This window comes from Seonamhaeicola sp. MEBiC01930, assembly GCF_045277075.1.
Classification (GTDB): Bacteria; Bacteroidota; Bacteroidia; order Flavobacteriales; family Flavobacteriaceae; genus Seonamhaeicola.
Genome location: NZ_CP104270.1, coordinates 1,020,065 through 1,038,991, shown reverse-complemented (window position 1 = coordinate 1,038,991; position 18,927 = coordinate 1,020,065). Strand labels below are relative to the sequence as shown.

Here is an 18,927-nt window from a genome sequence, read left to right as displayed (position 1 = left end):
AACGGGGCTTTATTCTATATAAAATGAATGAAATTGTAAAATCTTCATTTTATTAAACCAATGAAAGTGCGTAAGTTTATCTATTATAAATTAGTAGATGCAACAGGCAATTAAATATTTGATTATTCTTTGTGTTTTATTCAATACACTTTCGTCATTGAGTCAGGTGAATTTTGATGAAGACTCACCTAAGTTTTCAGTAAGAGGTAAAGTTGTTGAAAGTGATACCAGAGAACCTATTCCTAATGTAAATATTGAAATTAATGGAGGTTCTTATACTACAACTGATATTTTTGGAGAGTTCAGAATTCAAGCTAGAAAAGGAGATGAACTCATAATTAGGTATAAAGACTTTGAAACCATTTACTACACTATTCAAACTAGTGAACGTATTCTTGTTGAAGTTGAACCCGAAAGCCAAGATAAATTCATTAGCAAAAAAAGGTCTAAAAAAGCTTATGCTCCTCATTTTAATTGGTTTATTGATTCGGCAGAGGTGTACTTAAAGAAAGATCCGAAAAAAAGTATTCAATTTGTAACGGATGCTCTAGAGTTTAGCTATTCTAAAAAGGAGACTGCTGAAGCCTATGAAGTTTTAGGTGATATAAATATATTTTGGGAACAGTATGATTTAGCGGTTTCAAATTATAGGATAAGCTTAGAGAATAATAACATCAATGAAGTAAAATTAAAACTAGCTAAAGCTTACAAGGAAAACAGAAATTACCAAGAAAGTCTAGAGCTTTATAACAATATAAATAAAAGGTCATTATCAAACTATCAGTTAGTTACTCTGTATGAAGGGTTGGGTGATGTTTATAAAACTATAAAGGAATATGATGCATCAATTAAAGCTTATCAAGAGGGGTTAAAAGTTGCAAGAAAACATTTAATTACCCCAAAAGTAACAGATTTAAACTCTAGAATAGCAGAGGTTTATAATGAAAAAGGTGAGGTAGAAGAAGCGCAGGGTTTTTTCTCTAATTCATTAAAGTTAGCCCAAGAGGAAAACAAAAAAAGAGCTCTAGAAGAAAAAGTTAAGATAGCTGATTTTGCTAGTAAGAACTCAAATTATTCAACTGAAATTGCATTGAGAAAGCAAGCTTTAGAAGATATTGAAGATATTCAACTTGACTCTTTAACGATATACGGAAATGAAAGTCCCTTAACATCACAAAGACAGAATTATAAAATAGGTAATGCGTATGCCTTACAAAATGATATACCTAATGCAATAACTTATCTTGAAAAAAGTATTGCGGAAGCTGATGATAAGGAAGACTTGGTTGTTCAAAAGGATGCAGCTAGAAAATTATCTGAAGTTTATCGTGATGTGGGCGCGTTTGATAAGGCTTTAATAGCATATCAGAATTATGTAGAGCTAGTAGAAAAATTGGTAATTAAAAATGAACAAGAAATATCTCAAGCAGCTAGGTTTAGTAAGGATATTATAAGTAAACAAAACAGGATTGCTAGTTTAGAAAGTGATAGAGCGTTATCTGAAAGCAAGTATGAGCTTACAACAGAACAAGCTAAAAGGCAAAAATTAATTATTTATTCTCTTTTTGGTGGTCTCTTACTCCTTTTAATTGTTGCATTCTTTATGTTCAAATACATTAGGCAACAGCGTTTAGCTAATAATTTATTGGCACTAAAATCATTGCGCAGTCAAATGAATCCGCATTTTATTTTTAATGCATTAAATTCTGTTAATAGTTTTATTGCCTCCAATGATGAGCGAACGGCAAATAGGTATTTATCTGATTTTTCACTTTTAATGCGCGCTGTTTTAGAAAACAGTGAAGAAGATTTTATTCCGTTAGAAAAAGAAATTGAACTACTTCAATTGTATACTAAATTGGAACATTTTAGGTTTAAAGATAAGTTTGATTATAAGATTACTATTGATGAGCATATCAATATAAAGGATTTTGTAATTCCTCCTATGCTGTTGCAGCCTTATATTGAAAATGCTGTTTGGCATGGGTTACGTTATAAGAAAAGTAAAGGTCATTTAGAAATTAGTATTACCCAATTCAAACTGGAAGAAATACAAATTATAATTGCAGATGATGGTATTGGTAGAAAAAAATCTAAAACCTTAAAAACTGCTCATCAAGAAAAACAGAACTCAAAAGGTATGGGTAATATTAAAAAACGTGTCTCTATATTAAATGATATGTATAAAGATAAAGTTGATGTTAAGGTAACCGATTTTCAATATAAAGAAGACACTGGAACAAAAGTTATTGTAACTCTTAAAAAGGATTAAATGAAATTAAACTCCATAATAGTAGAAGACGAACAAACCAGTAGAGACATTTTAAAAAACTACTTAAAGAAGTATTGTCCAAATGTAACTATTTTAGGAGAGGCAGCTAATATAGATGAAGCTTTGGTTTTAATTAGAAATCATGATTTAGATTTGGTGTTTTTAGATGTTGAGATGCCTTATGGAAATGCATTTGATTTGCTAGATAAGGTTGGAGATATTGATTTTGAAACCGTTTTTGTAACAGCATACAATCATTATGCTATAGATGCCTTAAATTCACATGCATCCTATTATTTAATGAAACCCATTTCTATTGATGAACTTATTAAATCGGTTGATTATGTATCCGAAATAAAAACTAAAGAGGAGGCATTACAAGACCAGGTTTTAGTACCAAAAACAAATAGTGTAAATGGTAAAATAACTATACCTCAATTAGATGGATTCGAAATTTTGAATACTTCAGATATTTTGTATTGTAAAGCAGATGATAATTACACTGAAATATATTTAAATAACAACAAAAAGAAACTAGTGAGTAAAACCCTGAAATATTTTGAAGAAGCTTTAAAAGAGTCTAGTTTTGCTCGTGTACATAAAAGCTATTTGGTTAATGTGAATGAAGTAGTGAAATATGTAAAGGGAAAAGGAGGAAGTGTGGTGTTAAGTAATGGAAAAGAAGTCATGGTGTCAGCCTCAAAAAAATCGAATTTATTATCCTATTTTAAATAATCCATATTTGTGAATGCGAGTATCTCAAAATAGGTAAACCCATATTAAATTAATTTTAAAAAGAATTAGCATGCCAGTAATATTACCAGTAAAAGGAGTGTCTCCAAAAATACCTGATAATTGTTTTGTGGCAGAAAATGCCACTGTTGTAGGTGATGTTATTATGGGAGCTGAATGTAGTGTTTGGTTTAGTGCTGTGATTAGAGGGGATGTTAATTATATTAAAATGGGAGATAAAGTAAACGTACAAGATGGAGCCGTTATTCATGCTACGTATAATACTCATCCAACTAATATTGGAAACAACGTGTCTATAGGGCACAATGCTTTGGTGCATGGGTGCACCATTCATGATAATGTTTTGGTTGGCATGGGTAGTATTATTATGGATGGGTGCGTTGTAGAAAGTAACAGTATTATTGCTGCCGGTGCAGTACTCACTCAAAACACAAAGGTAGAAGCTGGCAGCATTTACGCTGGTATTCCAGCTAAAAAAATTAAAGATATTAGTAAAGAACTTATTTCTGGTGAAATAGACAGAATAGCCAATAATTATATAAAGTATTCCAGTTGGTTTAAAGAATAATTAGTTTGTTTTGAATGTGTAGCTTTAGTTTCAGTCACTAAAGTAGTGTAAAATATGTATATTAAGCCTTGTTAAAGCTGTTATCCTTTTCTGAATAATGACAAAAAGAGACAAACTTGTTGCCCAACGTATTTATATGCTTCTAGGGGCGCTTTTTATTACTTCATTGGTGGTTTCAAACCTTATTTTTCAAAAATTTTTTTATTGGTATCCTTTCGATGTTGAGGTTTTTGGAAGTAAGCTTTTTGTAATTTCTGTTGGTATTTTACCTTATCCAATCACTTTTTTAATTACAGATTTAATTAGTGAGATTTATGGTAAAAAAAGAGCAAATCAAGTTGTGGTAACTGGTATTTTTGCATCTTTATTTTCTGTTTTAATAATTTATATTGCAGATATTGTTCCTGCTGTATCTAGCTCACCAATTAATGATACTACATTTACAGATGTATTTGGGAGAACTATTTTAGCTGTTGGGGCTAGTATGATAGCTTATTTATTTGCTCAGTTTGTAGATATTCAGATCTATCACTTCTGGAAACGTCTTACCCAAGGTAAACATTTGTGGTTACGTAACAATTTTTCAACCTGGTTGTCTCAATTTGTTGATACATTCTCTGTTGTATTCCTTTTATGCTTTTTTGAAGTATTGCCATGGACTTTATTTAAGGGGCTTTTAATTTCAGGTTTCCTATTTAAAGTTCTTGTAGCTGCTTGTGATACTCCATTCCTTTATTTAGGAGTTTACCTGTTTAGAAAGCGTTTTAAATTAAAGGTAAATGAGGAGATAGATATATTGTAATTGAGGTTAATTTTGGGTTAAATTTTAATGGGATTTCAACCAAACTAGCTCGTCTGACGTATATTTATTTAAAAAGTATTCTTTATGAAGCGAATTTTTAAAATTATTGGAATTACTCTTCTAATAATAATTGCGTTGCTAATAGCTATTCCTTTCGCATTTCAATCTCAGATTTCAGACATTGTAAAAAATTATATTAACAACAATCTTAATGCAAAGGTAGAATTCAGTAATGTAGGACTCTCCTTTATTCAAAATTTCCCAAAAGCTAGAGTTAATGTTTCAGATTTAGTTATTACAAATATTGAACCTTTTAAAGACGAAACCTTGGCTACGGCTAAAAGCATTTCTTTCACTATGCCAATAAAGGAATTGTTTAAGAAAGCTAATGAAGGGCCTATTTTGGTTAATTCTTTTAAAATAGATGAGATTTTATTGACACTTAAATCTGATAAATTCGGAAATGTTAATTATGATATTGTTAAAGCCGGTGACCAACAACCAAACGAAAATGAAATATCGAATAGTTTTTCGTTTAATATTCAAGATTACAGCATTCGCAATAGTGCTTTAACTTATTTAGATGAAGCCTCAAATATGCGTATTCACTTATCAGAATTCCAACATAAAGGAAATGGGGTTTTTTCAGCTGAAACTTCAGAAATGGATACAAAAAGTGAAGCTAATATTACTTTTGCTATGGATGGCATTGCCTATTTGGAAAACACAGATTTAATCTTAGATGCCATTATTGGTTTAGACCTAAACAAGAGTACATATTCTTTTAAAGATAATATTGGTTATATCAATAAACTACCCATAGAATTTGATGGCCATGTACAGCAATTGGAAAAAGGGCAACAAATAGATATTACATTTAAAAACCCACAAGCATCTTTTAAAGATTTTTTGGCGGTTATGCCAAAACCATATACTGAAAACTTAGAGGATATTGTTACTACTGGGGATTTTAATGTTATAGGAGTTATAAAAGGCCTGAATTCTCATGAAACCATTCCTAACCTGGATATTAATATATCATCAAATAATGCATCGTTTAAGTATCCAAATTTACCTAAACGGGTAGAACAAATTTCTATTAAAACTTCTATAAAAAACACCACAGGAGATTCAAATGATACTTATATTGATATTGAAAAACTAAACTTTAAGATAGATGAAGATATTTTTAAGTCTTCGTTTACTTTAAAGAATTTAACAGAAAATATGATAGTTAATGCCAATGTAAACGGAGTTCTAAATTTGGCAAACATTACTAAAGTGTATCCTGTTGAGTTTGATAAGACATTAAGTGGTGTTTTAAAAGGAAAATTAAATGCGTCTTTTGATATGAAAGCCATTGAATCCAATGCCTGTGAACGCATTAATACTAGTGGTTTTGCAAACATTAAGGATTTTGTTTTTTCGTCAGAAGATGTAGTAAATCCTATTCACATTTCTTCGGCAGAAATGACGTTCAACCCAGAAAAAGTATCACTAAATAGTTTTAAGGCGCAAACAGGAGAAAGTGATTTTAGTGCTTCAGGTAATATAGAAAACTTATTGGGCTTTTTGCTAAGTGATAATACATTGAAAGGCTACTTTAATCTAAGTTCAAATCTTTTTAAAGTAGGTGATTTTATGACTGAAGATAAATCAGTTTCAAAGGATAATAAAACAACTACTACAGATGAGTCTTTAAAAATACCTGCCTTTTTAGATTGTACTATTAATGCCAATGCAAAAACAGTTGTTTATGATAATCTTAATTTAAATGACCTTTCTGGAACTCTAGTCATTAAAGACCAAAAAGCTACATTTAAAGATGTGACTTCTAATTTATTTGATGGTTCTATAGCAGTTATAGGCGATGTTTCAACAAAAGAGAAAACACCAACATTCGATTTAAATTTAGGGGTTAATGGTTTTGATATTGCACAGTCATTTGATAATATGGAATTGTTGCAAAATTTGGCGCCAATAGCAAAACTGTTTCAGGGCAAACTTAATTCTACATTGCACATTTCAGGAGATTTAGATAGTGAGTTTTCGCCAAAATTATCTTCCGTTTCTGGGGTGGCACTGGCTGAATTATTAACCACAAAAATTAATGAAAATAATGGAACCTTATTAAGCACTTTAGAAGACCATCTAAATTTTATTGATTTTGATAAATTAAATTTAAAAGATGTAAAAACACAATTAGAATTTGTAGATGGAGGTGTAAGCGTAAAACCTTTTAGTTTAAATTATGAAGACATTGCAATTACGGTTTCGGGAAATCACAATTTTGACAAAACTTTAGATTATAATATGGTGTTTAAGGTTCCCGCTAAATATTTAGGAAGTGAAGTTAATAGGTTAATTGGTAAAATTAACACGGCAGAAGCTAATAATATTTCTATTCCAGTCAATGCAAATGTAAAAGGCAGCTATAATTCACCAACGGTAAAAACAGACTTAACAAGTGCCGTTACCAATCTAACAAAACAGCTTGTAGAGATAGAAAAACAAAAGTTGTTAAATCAAGGAAAAGATAAGATGAAGGATCTATTGGGAGGCGTTATAGGTAATAAAGACCTAGAAGAGACAGATTCAATACCAAAGCCTGAAGATAATTCTAAAAAAGATCCTGCCTTAACCATAAAAGATGAGGTTAAAAATATTTTGGGAGGGTTGTTAGGTAATAAAAATAAGAAACTAGACACTATTAATTAGGATTTAACAATTAAAAGTGTGACCTTTGCAGCCCTTATTGGGAATTTACCTAAGAGGATTAATAAATTATTTTTATGTTAAAGATTATTGTTAAAGATGGTGAAAACATCGAAAGAGCTTTAAAACGTTACAAAAGAAAGCACAGAAATATTAAAGTAATGCAGAACTTAAGAGATGGTCAATTTTTCACAAAACCTTCTGTTAAGAGACGTAGAGAGATTCAAAAAGCAGCTTATATTCAAAATTTAAGAGACCAAGAAGAAGTATAGTCTCATTAAATTAAATAAATATATTAATCCCATTTACTATTTGTGAGTGGGATTTTTTTAGTTTATACTAATTTTAACTACAATACCTTCATTTGCTCTAACATTAAATACAGTTTGATCCTCAAATAGTAAGTATTGTCCTTTTATTCCAACCAATTTTCCTGTATAACTTTGTGATTTTACAATGTTTAAACTCTTAGGTTTTTCAGGGTATTTGCTCACCGGAAAATCTAAGTTGGTTTCAGAATTGTTTTCAATAATATAATCTTTTGCTTCATTAGGAATAAGACCTTTTAAACGGTCTCTCCATTCTAAAAGATTTTCATCTTCAATATCGTTCCTCAACATTTTGCGCCAATTGGTTTTATCAGATACGTGGTTTTTTAAAGCAACTTCAGTAATACCAGCTATATATCTGTTAGGTACTTCAACAATTTCAATAGCTTCATGAGCACCCTGGTCAATCCAGCGTGTTGGCACTTGGTTTTTTCTAGTGACCCCAACTTTTACGTTGCTAGAATTAGCTAAGTATACTATATGAGGTTGTAATTGGGCTTGCTTTTCAAATTCTAAATTGCGCTCTTCAATACCCAAATGCGCTTTACTTAATTCAGGACGCATAACCCAGTCTGCAGCCTGAGGGACTTCAAAAAAGCATTGTTTATCAAAACCCTGACGGAAAATAGGTTTGTCTAAACCGCAATGTAAACATTGGTATTTAACAAATTCCATGGTTATTGTCTTGTTTAGTAATTGATTGAAATTGATAAAATCATTTTCAAACACTAAATAGTACTGAATTGGACTTGTAAACTCCGTTTTCATTTTTGTTAGAACACCTTGGTAGAACATGAAAAAAAGTATTATTTTTAAAAACTTAAAGATAGAATAAATATGCCAATTCCCTTAGTAAATTCTATTGCTTCTTGGTTTCTTAAAAAACGTTTTCATCAGATAGAATTGTTTTTAAAATATCCTAATGAAGTGCAAGATGAATTACTGTTAAACCTTATAGACTTTGCTAAAAACACTGAAATTGGTAAGCAATATGATTTTGCAACTATTAAAAATTACAAAACTTTTGCAGAGCGAATTCCTATTAAAAATTATGATGGCTGGCAAGATGTAATTGAAAGGTCAAGACGTGGGGAAACTAATATTTTTTGGCCAACTCCAATTAAATGGTTCGCTAAGTCTAGTGGAACTACAAGGGCAAAAAGTAAATTTATTCCAGTAAGTGAAGAGTCTTTGGAAGATTGTCATTACGCGGCAGGGAAAGATTTGTTATGTATGTATTTAAACAACAATGAAGACTCTCAATTGTTTACTGGTAAAAGTTTGCGCCTTGGTGGTAGTAAAGAATTATATAAGGAAAATGGAACTGTTTTTGGCGACTTATCTGCTATCTTAATTGATAATATGCCTTTTTGGGCAGAATTTAGCAGCACGCCAAGTAATAAGGTTTCTTTAATGAGTGATTGGGAGTATAAAATGCAAGCCATAGTTGATGAAACCATAAACGAAAACGTAACCAGTTTAGCAGGGGTGCCATCATGGATGTTGGTCCTATTAAACAATGTTTTAGAATCTACTGGAAAAACAAACCTTCATGATATTTGGCCAAATTTGGAGGCTTATTTTCATGGTGGTGTTAGTTTTACACCCTATAAGGACCAGTACAAAAAAATATTGTCTGATAATAGTTTTAAGTATTATGAAATATATAATGCATCTGAAGGGTTTTTTGCTATTCAAGATCAAAATAATTCTGATGAATTATTACTAATGTTAGATTACGGCATTTTTTATGAATTTATTCCAATGAATATATATGCCACTTCATCAGAGAAGGCCATCCCCTTAAGTGAAGTAAAGCTCAATAAAAATTATGCAGTAATTATAACTACTAATGCGGGATTATGGCGTTATAAAATTGGAGATACCGTAAGGTTTACATCTTTGAGCCCATATCGAATAAAAATATCAGGTAGAACTAAGCATCATATTAATGTTTTTGGTGAAGAACTTATAATTGAAAATGCAGAAGAGGCCTTAAAAAGAGTTTGTAAACGTACTAAGGCCGAAATTGTAGATTTTACTGCTGCTCCTATTTTTATGAAAGGAAAAGAAAAGGGAGCTCATGAATGGCTTATAGAGTTTAAAACTCAACCTAAGGACATCAATTATTTTAATGAGCTATTTGATAATGCGCTTAAAGCTTTGAATTCAGATTATGAAGCCAAACGATATAATAATATTACTTTGAACAAGCCTAAAATAAATATAGCAAGACATCATTTATTCCATGATTGGTTAAAGCAGAATAATAAATTAGGGGGGCAGCATAAGGTGCCTAGACTATCAAACACTAGAGACTACTTAGATGATCTCTTGAGATTAAATGTTTAAATATACAGCTAACAGGATTTTAATGCGCTTAGAAACAATAACTTAACGATTTATCTCGTTTTTGGTCCAATAAAATAGGTTAGCAATGGGTTTTGAATTTATATTTGGGTACTAACTAACCAAAAATACGTTCATGATGAGGTTTAAATTACTAATTATCATATGTTTGGGTGTTAATATGATTATAGGGCAAACGTCATTCGTTGCCAATAACATCTCAAAAGAAACTTCTTTTTCTGATTCTTATGTTAACATAAAAAACTCGAATGTTTCCATTGATGCTAATGGATTTAATTTTGAGGTTTTAGATACCGGTATAAATAGCAAATTTTCAGAATTTGCTTCTGGGTTTTTTAGAAGTAAACTTATTGTAGTGTCATCAAAAAAGATTGGAGGTCTTGCAAAAATAGACCCAAATACTAATGAGGCTTATAAGGAATTGTTTTGTTTAGATGTTTCTGAAAGTGGGGAATTGGGTTCTCCCTTGTTATTCTCAAGAATATTGAATACCAGTTTGAGTGAAGATCAAATTACGTTCTCACCAGACCAAAACACTGTTTATTATACTAGAAGTACTCAAGAAAATTCTTTAGAATTTAAACTTTATAAGGCTACCTTAGAAAGAAATTCTCATGGTAATTGGATTGATCATGAAATGTTAAGTATAAATCAAGAAGGTGTCTCAATCGAAACTCCTTATCTTAATAAAAATGGAACCTTACTATATTTTTCTTCTAATATGGAGGGTTCAATTGGAGGCTATGATATTTTCGTTTCTAGAGTGGGTGAAGATGGAATTTTAGAAAAACCAATAAATTTGGGGCACGCCATAAATACTACATCCGATGAAAAATACCCATCATTGACCGTAGACGGAAGACATCTGTTATTTTCTTCTAATGGACATTTAGGACTTGGAGGCCATGATATATTTATTAGCAAAATTATAAATAACAAGACGTATAAATCTCCAAGAAATTTAGGAAACACAATTAATACTGCCTATGATGAATTAGCATTCTTTTTTGCTACAGAAAATAATGGGTATTTGTCTTCAAATAGACCAAATGGTAAAGGAGGCTATGATTTGTTTACTGCTGTTAATAATGGAGTACACCAATCTTTACAAGGGGTAGTACAAGACTTAGAAACTAAAATTAAATTACCTAACACTCTACTTGTTTTAAAAGATGAAGATAATACCGTGGTAAGCAGGCAATCAACAAATGAAAATGGGGAGTTTAAGTTTGACAATATAGATCCTTTTGAAACGTATACTATTACGGCCAAAAAAGAAGGTTTTAAGAATGGTGAATTTGAGTTTTTTGCGGATAAAGGGTATGACGCTAATTATAGTAAAAACTTAGAGCTTGATATTACAGAGCCAGTAATTGCTGCGGTTAATGATGAAATGCATTTAGTTTTAGAAAACATCTACTTTGACTATGCTAAATATACTATTAAAGAAGAGTCTACTATTTCTTTAAACAAAATTGTAAAAGTGCTTAGGGAAAATCCAGAAATGAAATTAGCTATTAATGCACATACAGATATTAGAGGTAACGATTCTTACAACTTAAAGCTATCAAAAAACAGAGCATGGTCGGCTTTAAATTATTTAACAAATCTTGGTATAAATAAAAGTAGATTGGCTTCTAAAGGGTTTGGTGAGTCTAAACCATTAATTGATTGTAAGGCCAAATCGTGTTCTGATGAAGAGCATCAAACAAATAGAAGAATAGAGTTTGTAATCATAGAATAGTAACAAGCTTGCTCTTGATTAGAAGATTATAATATCGACTAAATACTTCTTTGAAAGTTATTAAACGAGTATTTGTTCTAATCATCTAAAAGAGAAAAAATGACTTTGCTACTTTATTAAATAAGCATACTTTTAAACTGTTATAAATAAAGAACAAGAAATTATCATAGTGTTCATTATTAATTAATATCCATACAAAAACAAAAACCACGCTATTTGCGTGGTTTTTGTTTTATATTAAGTGTTTCCTTTTTTTATTAAGAAACTGCTTTTAATTTCTTTAAGGTTGTTTTTGTTAATTTATCTTCGGCATAGGTCTTAGTTACATTAAGTTTCTTTTCATCAGAACTTGGTAACTCAAACATAGCATCAGTTAAAATTTCTTCACATAGAGATCGTAAACCTCTAGCTCCTAGTTTGTATTCAATAGCTTTGTTTACTATGAACTCTAAAGCTCCATCGGTTATTGAAAACTCAATCTCATCCATAGAAAAGAGCTTTTTATATTGCTTAATAATGGCGTTTTTCGGCTCTGTTAAAATGGCTCTTAATGTATTTGCATCTAATGGGTCCATGTATGTTAATACTGGTAGACGTCCTATTATTTCTGGAATTAACCCAAAGTCTTTTAAATCTTTTGGAATGATGTATTGCAATAAGTTATCAGGATCTATAACATCATCAGATTTAGAGGCACTATAACCTACAGCTTGCATATTTAAGCGTTTAGTAATAACACGCTCAATGCCATCAAAAGCACCACCAGCAATGAATAAAATATTTTCTGTGTTAACTTCAATAAATTTTTGATCTGGATGTTTTCTTCCTCCTTTAGGTGGAACGTTTACAACCGTTCCTTCTAAAAGTTTTAACAATGCTTGTTGCACACCTTCTCCAGAAACATCACGAGTAATAGAGGGGTTGTCACTCTTGCGAGCAATCTTGTCTATTTCATCAATAAAAACAATTCCTTTTTCAGCCTTTTCTAAGTTGTAATCTGCGGCTTGTAGTAAACGTGTTAAGATGCTTTCAACATCTTCACCAACATAACCAGCTTCCGTTAAAACGGTAGCGTCAACAATTGCTAACGGAACATTTAGCATTCTGGCTACTGTTTTAGCCATTAAGGTCTTTCCTGTTCCAGTTTGTCCAACCATGATGATATTACTTTTTTGAATGTCAATATCGTCATTTGATGGCGGTTGTAATAATCGTTTATAATGATTGTATACTGCCACAGACATTACTTTTTTTGTACTGTCTTGACCAATTATATATTCATCAAGAAACGTTTTTATTTGCAGTGGTTTGCGAAGTTTCAATTCTGCCGATAAATCACTACTATCATTCTGCTTGGATTCTTCAAGCACAATGCCATGTGCTTGCTCAATACATCTATCACAGATGTGAGCATCTAAACCTGCTATTAATAAGTTTGTTTCGGGTTTTTTTCTACCGCAAAACGAACATTCTAACTCTTCCTTTGCCATTAATCTAATTCTGTTTTTAAGAACAAAAAATTATAAGTTCCTTATATATAATATATTAAAATTACGAATTTTTATTTAATTCCTAGATAAAATCTCGTCAATCATACCATATTCAAGGGCTTTATCAGCTTTCATCCAATAATCTCTATCACTATCTGCATATACTTTGTCGTAGTCTTGACCAGAGTGCTTACTAATAATTTTGTATAATTCTTCTTTCAGAATTAAAATCTCTCTAGCCGTAATTTCAATGTCACTAGCTTGTCCTTGTGCACCACCTAAAGGTTGGTGAATCATAACTCTAGAATGTGTTAACCCACTACGTTTTCCCTTTTCTCCAGCGCATAATAATACTGCGCCCATTGAAGCTGCCATCCCTGTACAAATAGTTGCTACATTAGGTTTTATAAACTGCATTGTATCATAAATGCCCAAGCCAGCATATACACTTCCTCCTGGAGAATTTATGTAAATCTGAATATCTTTGTTAGGGTCAGTACTTTCTAAAAACAATAATTGGGCTTGAATAATGTTTGCTACTTGATCATTAATACCTGTACCAAGAAATATAATTCTATCCATCATTAATCGAGAGAATACATCGAAAATAGCAATGTTCATTTGCCTTTCTTCAATAATGTTAGGTGTTAAGTTGGTAGGGTACATACTGCTTATAATTTTATTGTAATATGTGCTACTTATACCTTGATCTTTTATTGCGAATTTTTCAAACTCTTTAGCGTAATCCATAATTGTTTAAATACTTTAAAATGTTTAATCTCTTGATACACATCAAGATAAAATTAAAATCTGTTTTTAAAAAGATTTTTTAGATGAATAAAAAGGCGCTTAAACCAATGTTTAAGCGCCTAAATATAATGAATTATTCTTTTAATTATTTGTCTCCGTAAACTTCTTTAACAAAGTTTTCGTAACTTAATTCTTTAACCTTGATATTTGCTTTTTCTTTATAAAGCTCTAATAGTTTTTGACTTACTAATTGTTCTGATATTCTACGAGCTTCATCTTGGTTTGATAATACTCTAGCGGCAATATCGTCTAATTCCTTATCCGAAGGGTCCATTTGACCAAACTGAGCCATTTGTCCTTTAATCATTTCTCTAGCATGGTTTTTAATATCATCCATAGTTACTTTGATATCGTTCTCTTCAATTAATTTACTTTCAATTAATTGATAGCGTAGACTTTTTTCAGATTTTTCGTATTCTTCCTTAGCTTGTGCTTCATCCAATTCTTTTTCACCAGCAGTTGCCATCCATTTAGTTAAGAATTCAGCGGGTAAGTCAAATTTGGTACTTTCAACTAAATATTCTGTAACGTCATTTAAAAGCTTTTGGTCTGCTTGTTGAACAAATTGTTTTTCAGCATCCTCTTTTATTTTAGCCTTTACCTCGGTAACGTTTTTAACAGCATCTTTACCAAATAGTTTATCAAATAACTCTTGATCTAAATCTGCTAATTCACGTTTATTGATTTCAGAAATTGTAAAGCTTACCTCAATATCCAGTCCATGAACTTCGTCATGACCCAATTTCAAAGCATTCATTAATTCATGGTCATCACTGTAAAGTCCTTTAGTTTTTAAAGTAATAACATCTCCAGCTTTAGCGCCAATAAATTTCTTTTCAGTAGCTTTCCCCTTAAATTTATCAAGTGTTATAGTTACTGTATTGTCAATTTCCTTTTCTTCATTTTTAAAAGCACCTGTAATTTCACTATCTTTTTCAACTGCATCTTGAGAAACTAATTTCCCGTATTGCTTTTGAATACGTTCTATTTGCTCATCAATCATTTTATCATCTGCCACAATATTATACTGTGTTACCGCTTTTTTTCCTTTTAATTTAACTTCAAATTCTGGAGCTAAGCCTAATTCAAACTCAAAAGAAAACCCATCAGCATTCCAATCTATATCATCTTGTGGTTTAGGTAGGGGTTGCCCTAATACATCTAATTTTTCTTCAGTTAGGTATTTGTTTAAGGCATCTTGCAATAATTTATTTACTTCATCTACCAAAACAGCTTTTCCATATTGTTTTTTCACCATTCCCATTGGTACATGACCTTTTCTAAATCCTGGAATGTTAGCTGTTTTACGGTAATCAGATAAGATTTTTTCAACTTTATCACTATAATCTTCTTTAGCAATATCTACTTTTACTACCGCGTTTAATGCATCAACGTTTTCTCTTGTAATATTCATTTTATATGATATAAAGCCTTTTGGGCAATTAACAGTTTTATCTAACTAAAATCGGGATGCAAAAATAACATATTTTTACATCCCGACAAAGTTTTTAATCCTCTGATTATAAGGCTATTTTTTGTCTTCTTTTAAAAGTGAATGAAGTACAGATTGCAATACTGAAAGTAGAATGCTAAATAGTAAGGCTGTCCATATGCTGCTTACTGAAAAACCGGCAATGAGTTTATCCGCTAATAGAATAATTAAAGCATTAATTATTAATAAAAATAACCCTAAGGTCACTATGGTAATTGGTAAGGTAAAAATAACTAGCACCGGTTTAACAAAAAGGTTTAAAACAGATAAGACAACTGCCACAATTAATGCGGTTACATAGCTTTCTACATATACGCCGTTTAGTACATGTGCAATTACAAATACTGCTAATGCATTTAATAAAAGTTTGATTAAGAGTTTCATGGTAAAAAACTTTGCAGCTACAAGTTACAAAATATCAACTAACAAACTTCATTACCTCCTCAAAAAAGTCTTTAGGGTTTTCTGCGTGTAACCAATGTCCAGAATTAGCAATGGTTACTATTTTAGCTTTTGGAAACTGATTTAAGATTAAGAGTTCATCTTCCACGCCAATATATTCTGAGCGGTCTCCTTTTAAAAATAAGGAGTCTTTTTCAAATTTTAAATATGAAGGTAAAGATTCTCCAATTTCAGAAACTTCATTTTTTAAAACTTCAAGGTTTATTCGCAATCCTAATTTTCCTTTTTCAACCCAATAGAGGTTTTTTAATAAAAATTGACGAATCCCTAGTTCTGTTATATACTCACCCAAAACTTTATCAGCTTGACCACGGCTTTTTATTATATTAAAATCTAAATCACTTAAGCCTTCTAATATTGTTTGATGATGCACGGGGTAAAATCTAGGGGAAATATCTGCCACTAATAACTTCGAAACAATTTCTGGGTAAAGAGAAGAAAACAACATAGCGGTTTTGCCTCCCATAGAGTGTCCTAATAATATAATGTTGCTTAAATTATTAGTTTCACAATAGTTTTTTAAATCTTCCGCAAGTATCTCATAGCTGAAGTTGTCATCCCAAAAACTGCGTCCATGATTGCGCTGATCAACTAAATGCACTTGAAAACCTTGTTCAGCTAAATTTTTGCCGTGGGTTTTCCAATTGTCACTCATGCCTAAAAAACCGTGTAGAATTACAAATGGTTTGCCTTCTCCTATTATATTAGAATGTAAAAGCATCTATTTTAGTTTATGTAAATACATTTGAACAACATTCTCTATTCCTAAATATAAACTTTCGGCAATTAATGCGTGCCCAATAGATACTTCTAAAAGCCCAGGAATGTTTTCTTTAAAAAATTCAATATTATCTAAAGATAAGTCATGCCCTGCATTAACACCTAAACCTAAACTATTAGCTAGAGTAGCACATTCTGTATAGGGTTTTATGGCATTTGTATTTCCTAAACTATATTGATGAGCAAAAGACTCAGTATATAGTTCAATTCTATCAGTTCCAGTTTCTTTGGCACCCTCAATTTGGTTTAAAACAGGGTCTACAAAAATTGAGGTTCTAATATTGTTTTTTTGAAATTCTTTAATAATGTCAACTAAGAAATCTTTATGCTTAATAGTATCCCAGCCTGCATTACTAGTAATGGCATCTTCTGCATCTGGTACCAGTGTAACTTGGGTAGGTTTTACTTCTAGCACCAAATCAATAAATGATTTAATAGGATTACCTTCAATATTATATTCTGTGTAAACTTCAGGTTTTAAGTCTTTTGCGTCTTGGTAGCGAATGTGGCGTTCATCTGGTCTTGGATGAATAGTTACACCTTCTGCGCCAAAACGTTGTACGTCTTTTGCAAATTCAACTACATTGGGTACATCACCACCACGAGAATTTCTTAAAGTAGCAATCTTGTTAATGTTTACACTTAACTTTGTCATGAATCATTTTTTAAAAAGACAAAAATACAAAGTAGAACAGGCTTAAGTACTATTTTTTTAATTAATTTGCATGGTCATATAATGGTATTATGAAACTACGAGAATTTATAATTAATGATATAAAACCTGTTGGTAGCAATAGTCAAGTATCTGATTTACAACTATTGTTTAATCAATTAACATATTCGCATATCCCTATAAAAGATGCCAATGGCGTTTTTATAGGTGTTCTTTATGAGGCCGATGTTCATTGTTTTGATAGCGCTAAGTCTGTTAGCGAGTACCTTTACGCAATTGAAGATTTTTACGTTAGGAATAGTACCTTATGGCTAGATGTTTTGGAAGCTTTTGCTACAAATTCGGCTAATGTTATGCCTGTTTTAGATGATAAAAATAACTATTTAGGGTATTATGAGTTAAAAGATATTATTAGCCTATTTAATGAATCTGCATTTTTTAATTCGCCTGGGGTTGTTTTAGTAGTTGAAAAAGGAATTAATGATTATTCGTTTAGTGAGATAAGTCAAATTGTTGAATCTAATAATGGGAAACTTTTAGGAGCTTTTGTTTCTAGAACTACAAATGATATGGTTCAGGTAACACTTAAAATTGGAAATATAAATATTAATGAAATTATTCAAACATTTCGTAGGTATAGCTATAAAATTGCTTCCGAGCATCAAGATGATAGTTATATTGAAAATTTGAAAGAACGATCTGATTACCTTAACAAATACCTAAACATGTAATGTAATGAAGATAGCCATTTTTGGTCGTTATAATAACACTCAAACCATAACCTCATTTGATAGATTGCTGAACTTTTTTAAAGAGAAGGATATTGAGGTTTTAATAGAATCTGAATTTTTAGCACTTGTTAATTCAGTTAAATCAAATGATAAATTATATAATGCATTTAATATTTATACCCAATTAGATGCAACATTTAATTTGCTTATAAGTATTGGTGGAGATGGTACCATTTTAAGGGCTATACCTTCTGTAAAAGACTTAGGTATACCGATTATAGGAATTAATACGGGGCGTTTAGGTTTTTTGGCTACAATACAGGTTGAAGATATTGAAAATGCAGTTCAAAATATTCTTGATGGTCATTATACTATTTCAGAACGTAGTTTATTGGAGATAGAAACTTTGCCTGAAAATGAAAACATAAAGCCCTTAAATTTTGCTTTAAATGAAATTGCGGTAAGTAGAAAAAATACTACTTCTATGATAACAGTTAAAACACACTTAGATGGGGAGTTTTTAACCTCTTATTGGAGTGATGGCTTGATTGTTTCTACACCAACAGGTTCTACAGGGTATTCATTAAGTTGTGGTGGTCCAGTAATTACACCTGGTGCTAATAGCTTTGTACTTACGCCAATTGCACCTCATAATTTAAGTGCAAGACCTTTGATAATTCCAGACTCTACAGAAATTCAATTAAGTGTTAGCGGTAGAGAAAAACAACATTTGGTGTCACTAGATTCTAGAATAGCAACCCTTGATAATGAAACCATTATAAAAATTAAAAAAGCTAGCTTTAAAATAAAAATGATTGATTTGCTTGATGAAAGCTTTTTAAAGACTTTACGGAAGAAAATGCTTTGGGGTGAAGATAAGCGAAATTAAAGCAATAATTCACAATAAATTAGAGGAAAATTTGTTTTACACTAATA

The 18,927-nt window shown here is 31.0% G+C and carries 17 protein-coding genes; 10 read left to right on the top strand and 7 right to left on the bottom strand.

The features are described 5' to 3' along the window. The first annotated feature begins 97 nt into the window (after window positions 1–97). From N1F78_RS04545 to rpsU, 6 genes are all read left to right on the top strand, one after another. Entirely contained in the window at window positions 98–2,272 is a 2,175-nt protein-coding gene (locus tag N1F78_RS04545; protein ID WP_406684999.1) for a histidine kinase, read from the top strand. Next, window positions 2,273–3,007 (top strand): LytR/AlgR family response regulator transcription factor, encoded by a 735-nt coding sequence (locus N1F78_RS04540; RefSeq protein ID WP_406684998.1) that lies wholly within the window; start codon window positions 2,273–2,275, stop codon window positions 3,005–3,007. It abuts the gene before it with no gap. Window positions 3,008–3,077: 70 nt separating this feature from the next. After that, window positions 3,078–3,593 (top strand): gamma carbonic anhydrase family protein, encoded by a 516-nt coding sequence (locus N1F78_RS04535; protein ID WP_406684997.1) that lies wholly within the window; start codon window positions 3,078–3,080, stop codon window positions 3,591–3,593. Between the two features lie 97 nt (window positions 3,594–3,690). After that, window positions 3,691–4,395 (top strand): queuosine precursor transporter, encoded by a 705-nt coding sequence (locus N1F78_RS04530; protein ID WP_406684996.1) that lies wholly within the window; start codon window positions 3,691–3,693, stop codon window positions 4,393–4,395. Between the two features lie 84 nt (window positions 4,396–4,479). Beyond that, complete coding sequence (locus N1F78_RS04525) at window positions 4,480–7,113, top strand: AsmA-like C-terminal region-containing protein (RefSeq protein WP_406684995.1); 2,634 nt, start codon at window positions 4,480–4,482, stop codon at window positions 7,111–7,113. A 74-nt stretch (window positions 7,114–7,187) separates the two neighbouring features. Further along, entirely contained in the window at window positions 7,188–7,382 is a 195-nt protein-coding gene (rpsU, locus tag N1F78_RS04520) for a 30S ribosomal protein S21 (RefSeq protein ID WP_406684994.1), read from the top strand. A gap of 57 nt (window positions 7,383–7,439) precedes the next feature. Here the strand turns inward: rpsU and N1F78_RS04515 are convergent, their stop codons facing one another. After that, window positions 7,440–8,234: a DUF2797 domain-containing protein gene (locus tag N1F78_RS04515; protein ID WP_406684993.1), complete on the bottom strand. Its 795-nt coding sequence runs from the start codon at window positions 8,232–8,234 to the stop codon at window positions 7,440–7,442. A gap of 42 nt (window positions 8,235–8,276) precedes the next feature. Between N1F78_RS04515 and N1F78_RS04510 the strand changes: the two genes are divergently transcribed. Then, window positions 8,277–9,791: a GH3 auxin-responsive promoter family protein gene (locus N1F78_RS04510; RefSeq protein ID WP_406684992.1), complete on the top strand. Its 1,515-nt coding sequence runs from the start codon at window positions 8,277–8,279 to the stop codon at window positions 9,789–9,791. Window positions 9,792–9,924: 133 nt separating this feature from the next. Beyond that, on the top strand, window positions 9,925–11,553 hold the full coding sequence (locus N1F78_RS04505) for an OmpA family protein (RefSeq protein WP_406684991.1): 1,629 nt from the start codon (window positions 9,925–9,927) through the stop codon (window positions 11,551–11,553). 257 nt (window positions 11,554–11,810) lie between these two features. Here the strand turns inward: N1F78_RS04505 and clpX are convergent, their stop codons facing one another. From clpX to N1F78_RS04475, 6 genes are all read right to left on the bottom strand, one after another. Then, the gene (clpX, locus tag N1F78_RS04500; RefSeq protein WP_406684990.1) at window positions 11,811–13,043 is read right to left on the bottom strand and encodes an ATP-dependent Clp protease ATP-binding subunit ClpX; all 1,233 of its coding nucleotides are present in this window, start codon (window positions 13,041–13,043) and stop codon (window positions 11,811–11,813) included. Between the two features lie 75 nt (window positions 13,044–13,118). Beyond that, window positions 13,119–13,793 (bottom strand): ATP-dependent Clp endopeptidase proteolytic subunit ClpP, encoded by a 675-nt coding sequence (gene clpP, locus N1F78_RS04495; RefSeq protein ID WP_406684989.1) that lies wholly within the window; start codon window positions 13,791–13,793, stop codon window positions 13,119–13,121. 145 nt (window positions 13,794–13,938) lie between these two features. Beyond that, window positions 13,939–15,267, bottom strand: a complete 1,329-nt coding sequence (tig, locus tag N1F78_RS04490; protein ID WP_406684988.1) for a trigger factor — start codon at window positions 15,265–15,267, stop codon at window positions 13,939–13,941. A gap of 114 nt (window positions 15,268–15,381) precedes the next feature. Further along, window positions 15,382–15,729: a phage holin family protein gene (locus N1F78_RS04485; RefSeq protein ID WP_406684987.1), complete on the bottom strand. Its 348-nt coding sequence runs from the start codon at window positions 15,727–15,729 to the stop codon at window positions 15,382–15,384. A gap of 34 nt (window positions 15,730–15,763) precedes the next feature. Further along, window positions 15,764–16,528, bottom strand: a complete 765-nt coding sequence (locus N1F78_RS04480; RefSeq protein ID WP_406684986.1) for an alpha/beta fold hydrolase — start codon at window positions 16,526–16,528, stop codon at window positions 15,764–15,766. Next, window positions 16,529–17,242, bottom strand: a complete 714-nt coding sequence (locus N1F78_RS04475; RefSeq protein WP_406684985.1) for a pyridoxine 5'-phosphate synthase — start codon at window positions 17,240–17,242, stop codon at window positions 16,529–16,531. A gap of 89 nt (window positions 17,243–17,331) precedes the next feature. Here N1F78_RS04475 and N1F78_RS04470 point away from each other — a divergent pair, with 89 nt between their 5' ends. Both N1F78_RS04470 and N1F78_RS04465 read left to right on the top strand, forming a co-directional pair. Continuing rightward, the gene (locus tag N1F78_RS04470) at window positions 17,332–17,991 is read left to right on the top strand and encodes an acetoin utilization protein acuB (RefSeq protein WP_406684984.1); all 660 of its coding nucleotides are present in this window, start codon (window positions 17,332–17,334) and stop codon (window positions 17,989–17,991) included. A gap of 4 nt (window positions 17,992–17,995) precedes the next feature. Further along, the gene (locus N1F78_RS04465) at window positions 17,996–18,880 is read left to right on the top strand and encodes an NAD kinase (protein ID WP_406684983.1); all 885 of its coding nucleotides are present in this window, start codon (window positions 17,996–17,998) and stop codon (window positions 18,878–18,880) included. Window positions 18,881–18,927: the final 47 nt, after the last annotated feature.

Excerpts from the sequence above, each read along its gene's own strand:
- N1F78_RS04545 (WP_406684999.1), top strand. The coding sequence starts at position 98 with ATGCAACAGGCAATTAAATATTTGATTATTCTTTGTGTTTTATTCAAT.
- N1F78_RS04540 (WP_406684998.1), top strand. The coding sequence starts at position 2,273 with ATGAAATTAAACTCCATAATAGTAGAAGACGAACAAACCAGTAGAGAC.
- N1F78_RS04535 (WP_406684997.1), top strand. The coding sequence starts at position 3,078 with ATGCCAGTAATATTACCAGTAAAAGGAGTGTCTCCAAAAATACCTGAT.
- N1F78_RS04530 (WP_406684996.1), top strand. The coding sequence starts at position 3,691 with ATGACAAAAAGAGACAAACTTGTTGCCCAACGTATTTATATGCTTCTA.
- N1F78_RS04525 (WP_406684995.1), top strand. The coding sequence starts at position 4,480 with ATGAAGCGAATTTTTAAAATTATTGGAATTACTCTTCTAATAATAATT.
- rpsU (WP_406684994.1), top strand. The coding sequence starts at position 7,188 with ATGTTAAAGATTATTGTTAAAGATGGTGAAAACATCGAAAGAGCTTTA.
- N1F78_RS04515 (WP_406684993.1), bottom strand. The coding sequence starts at position 8,234 with ATGTTCTACCAAGGTGTTCTAACAAAAATGAAAACGGAGTTTACAAGT.
- N1F78_RS04510 (WP_406684992.1), top strand. The coding sequence starts at position 8,277 with ATGCCAATTCCCTTAGTAAATTCTATTGCTTCTTGGTTTCTTAAAAAA.
- N1F78_RS04505 (WP_406684991.1), top strand. The coding sequence starts at position 9,925 with ATGATGAGGTTTAAATTACTAATTATCATATGTTTGGGTGTTAATATG.
- clpX (WP_406684990.1), bottom strand. The coding sequence starts at position 13,043 with ATGGCAAAGGAAGAGTTAGAATGTTCGTTTTGCGGTAGAAAAAAACCC.
- clpP (WP_406684989.1), bottom strand. The coding sequence starts at position 13,793 with ATGGATTACGCTAAAGAGTTTGAAAAATTCGCAATAAAAGATCAAGGT.
- tig (WP_406684988.1), bottom strand. The coding sequence starts at position 15,267 with ATGAATATTACAAGAGAAAACGTTGATGCATTAAACGCGGTAGTAAAA.
- N1F78_RS04485 (WP_406684987.1), bottom strand. The coding sequence starts at position 15,729 with ATGAAACTCTTAATCAAACTTTTATTAAATGCATTAGCAGTATTTGTA.
- N1F78_RS04480 (WP_406684986.1), bottom strand. The coding sequence starts at position 16,528 with ATGCTTTTACATTCTAATATAATAGGAGAAGGCAAACCATTTGTAATT.
- N1F78_RS04475 (WP_406684985.1), bottom strand. The coding sequence starts at position 17,242 with ATGACAAAGTTAAGTGTAAACATTAACAAGATTGCTACTTTAAGAAAT.
- N1F78_RS04470 (WP_406684984.1), top strand. The coding sequence starts at position 17,332 with ATGAAACTACGAGAATTTATAATTAATGATATAAAACCTGTTGGTAGC.
- N1F78_RS04465 (WP_406684983.1), top strand. The coding sequence starts at position 17,996 with ATGAAGATAGCCATTTTTGGTCGTTATAATAACACTCAAACCATAACC.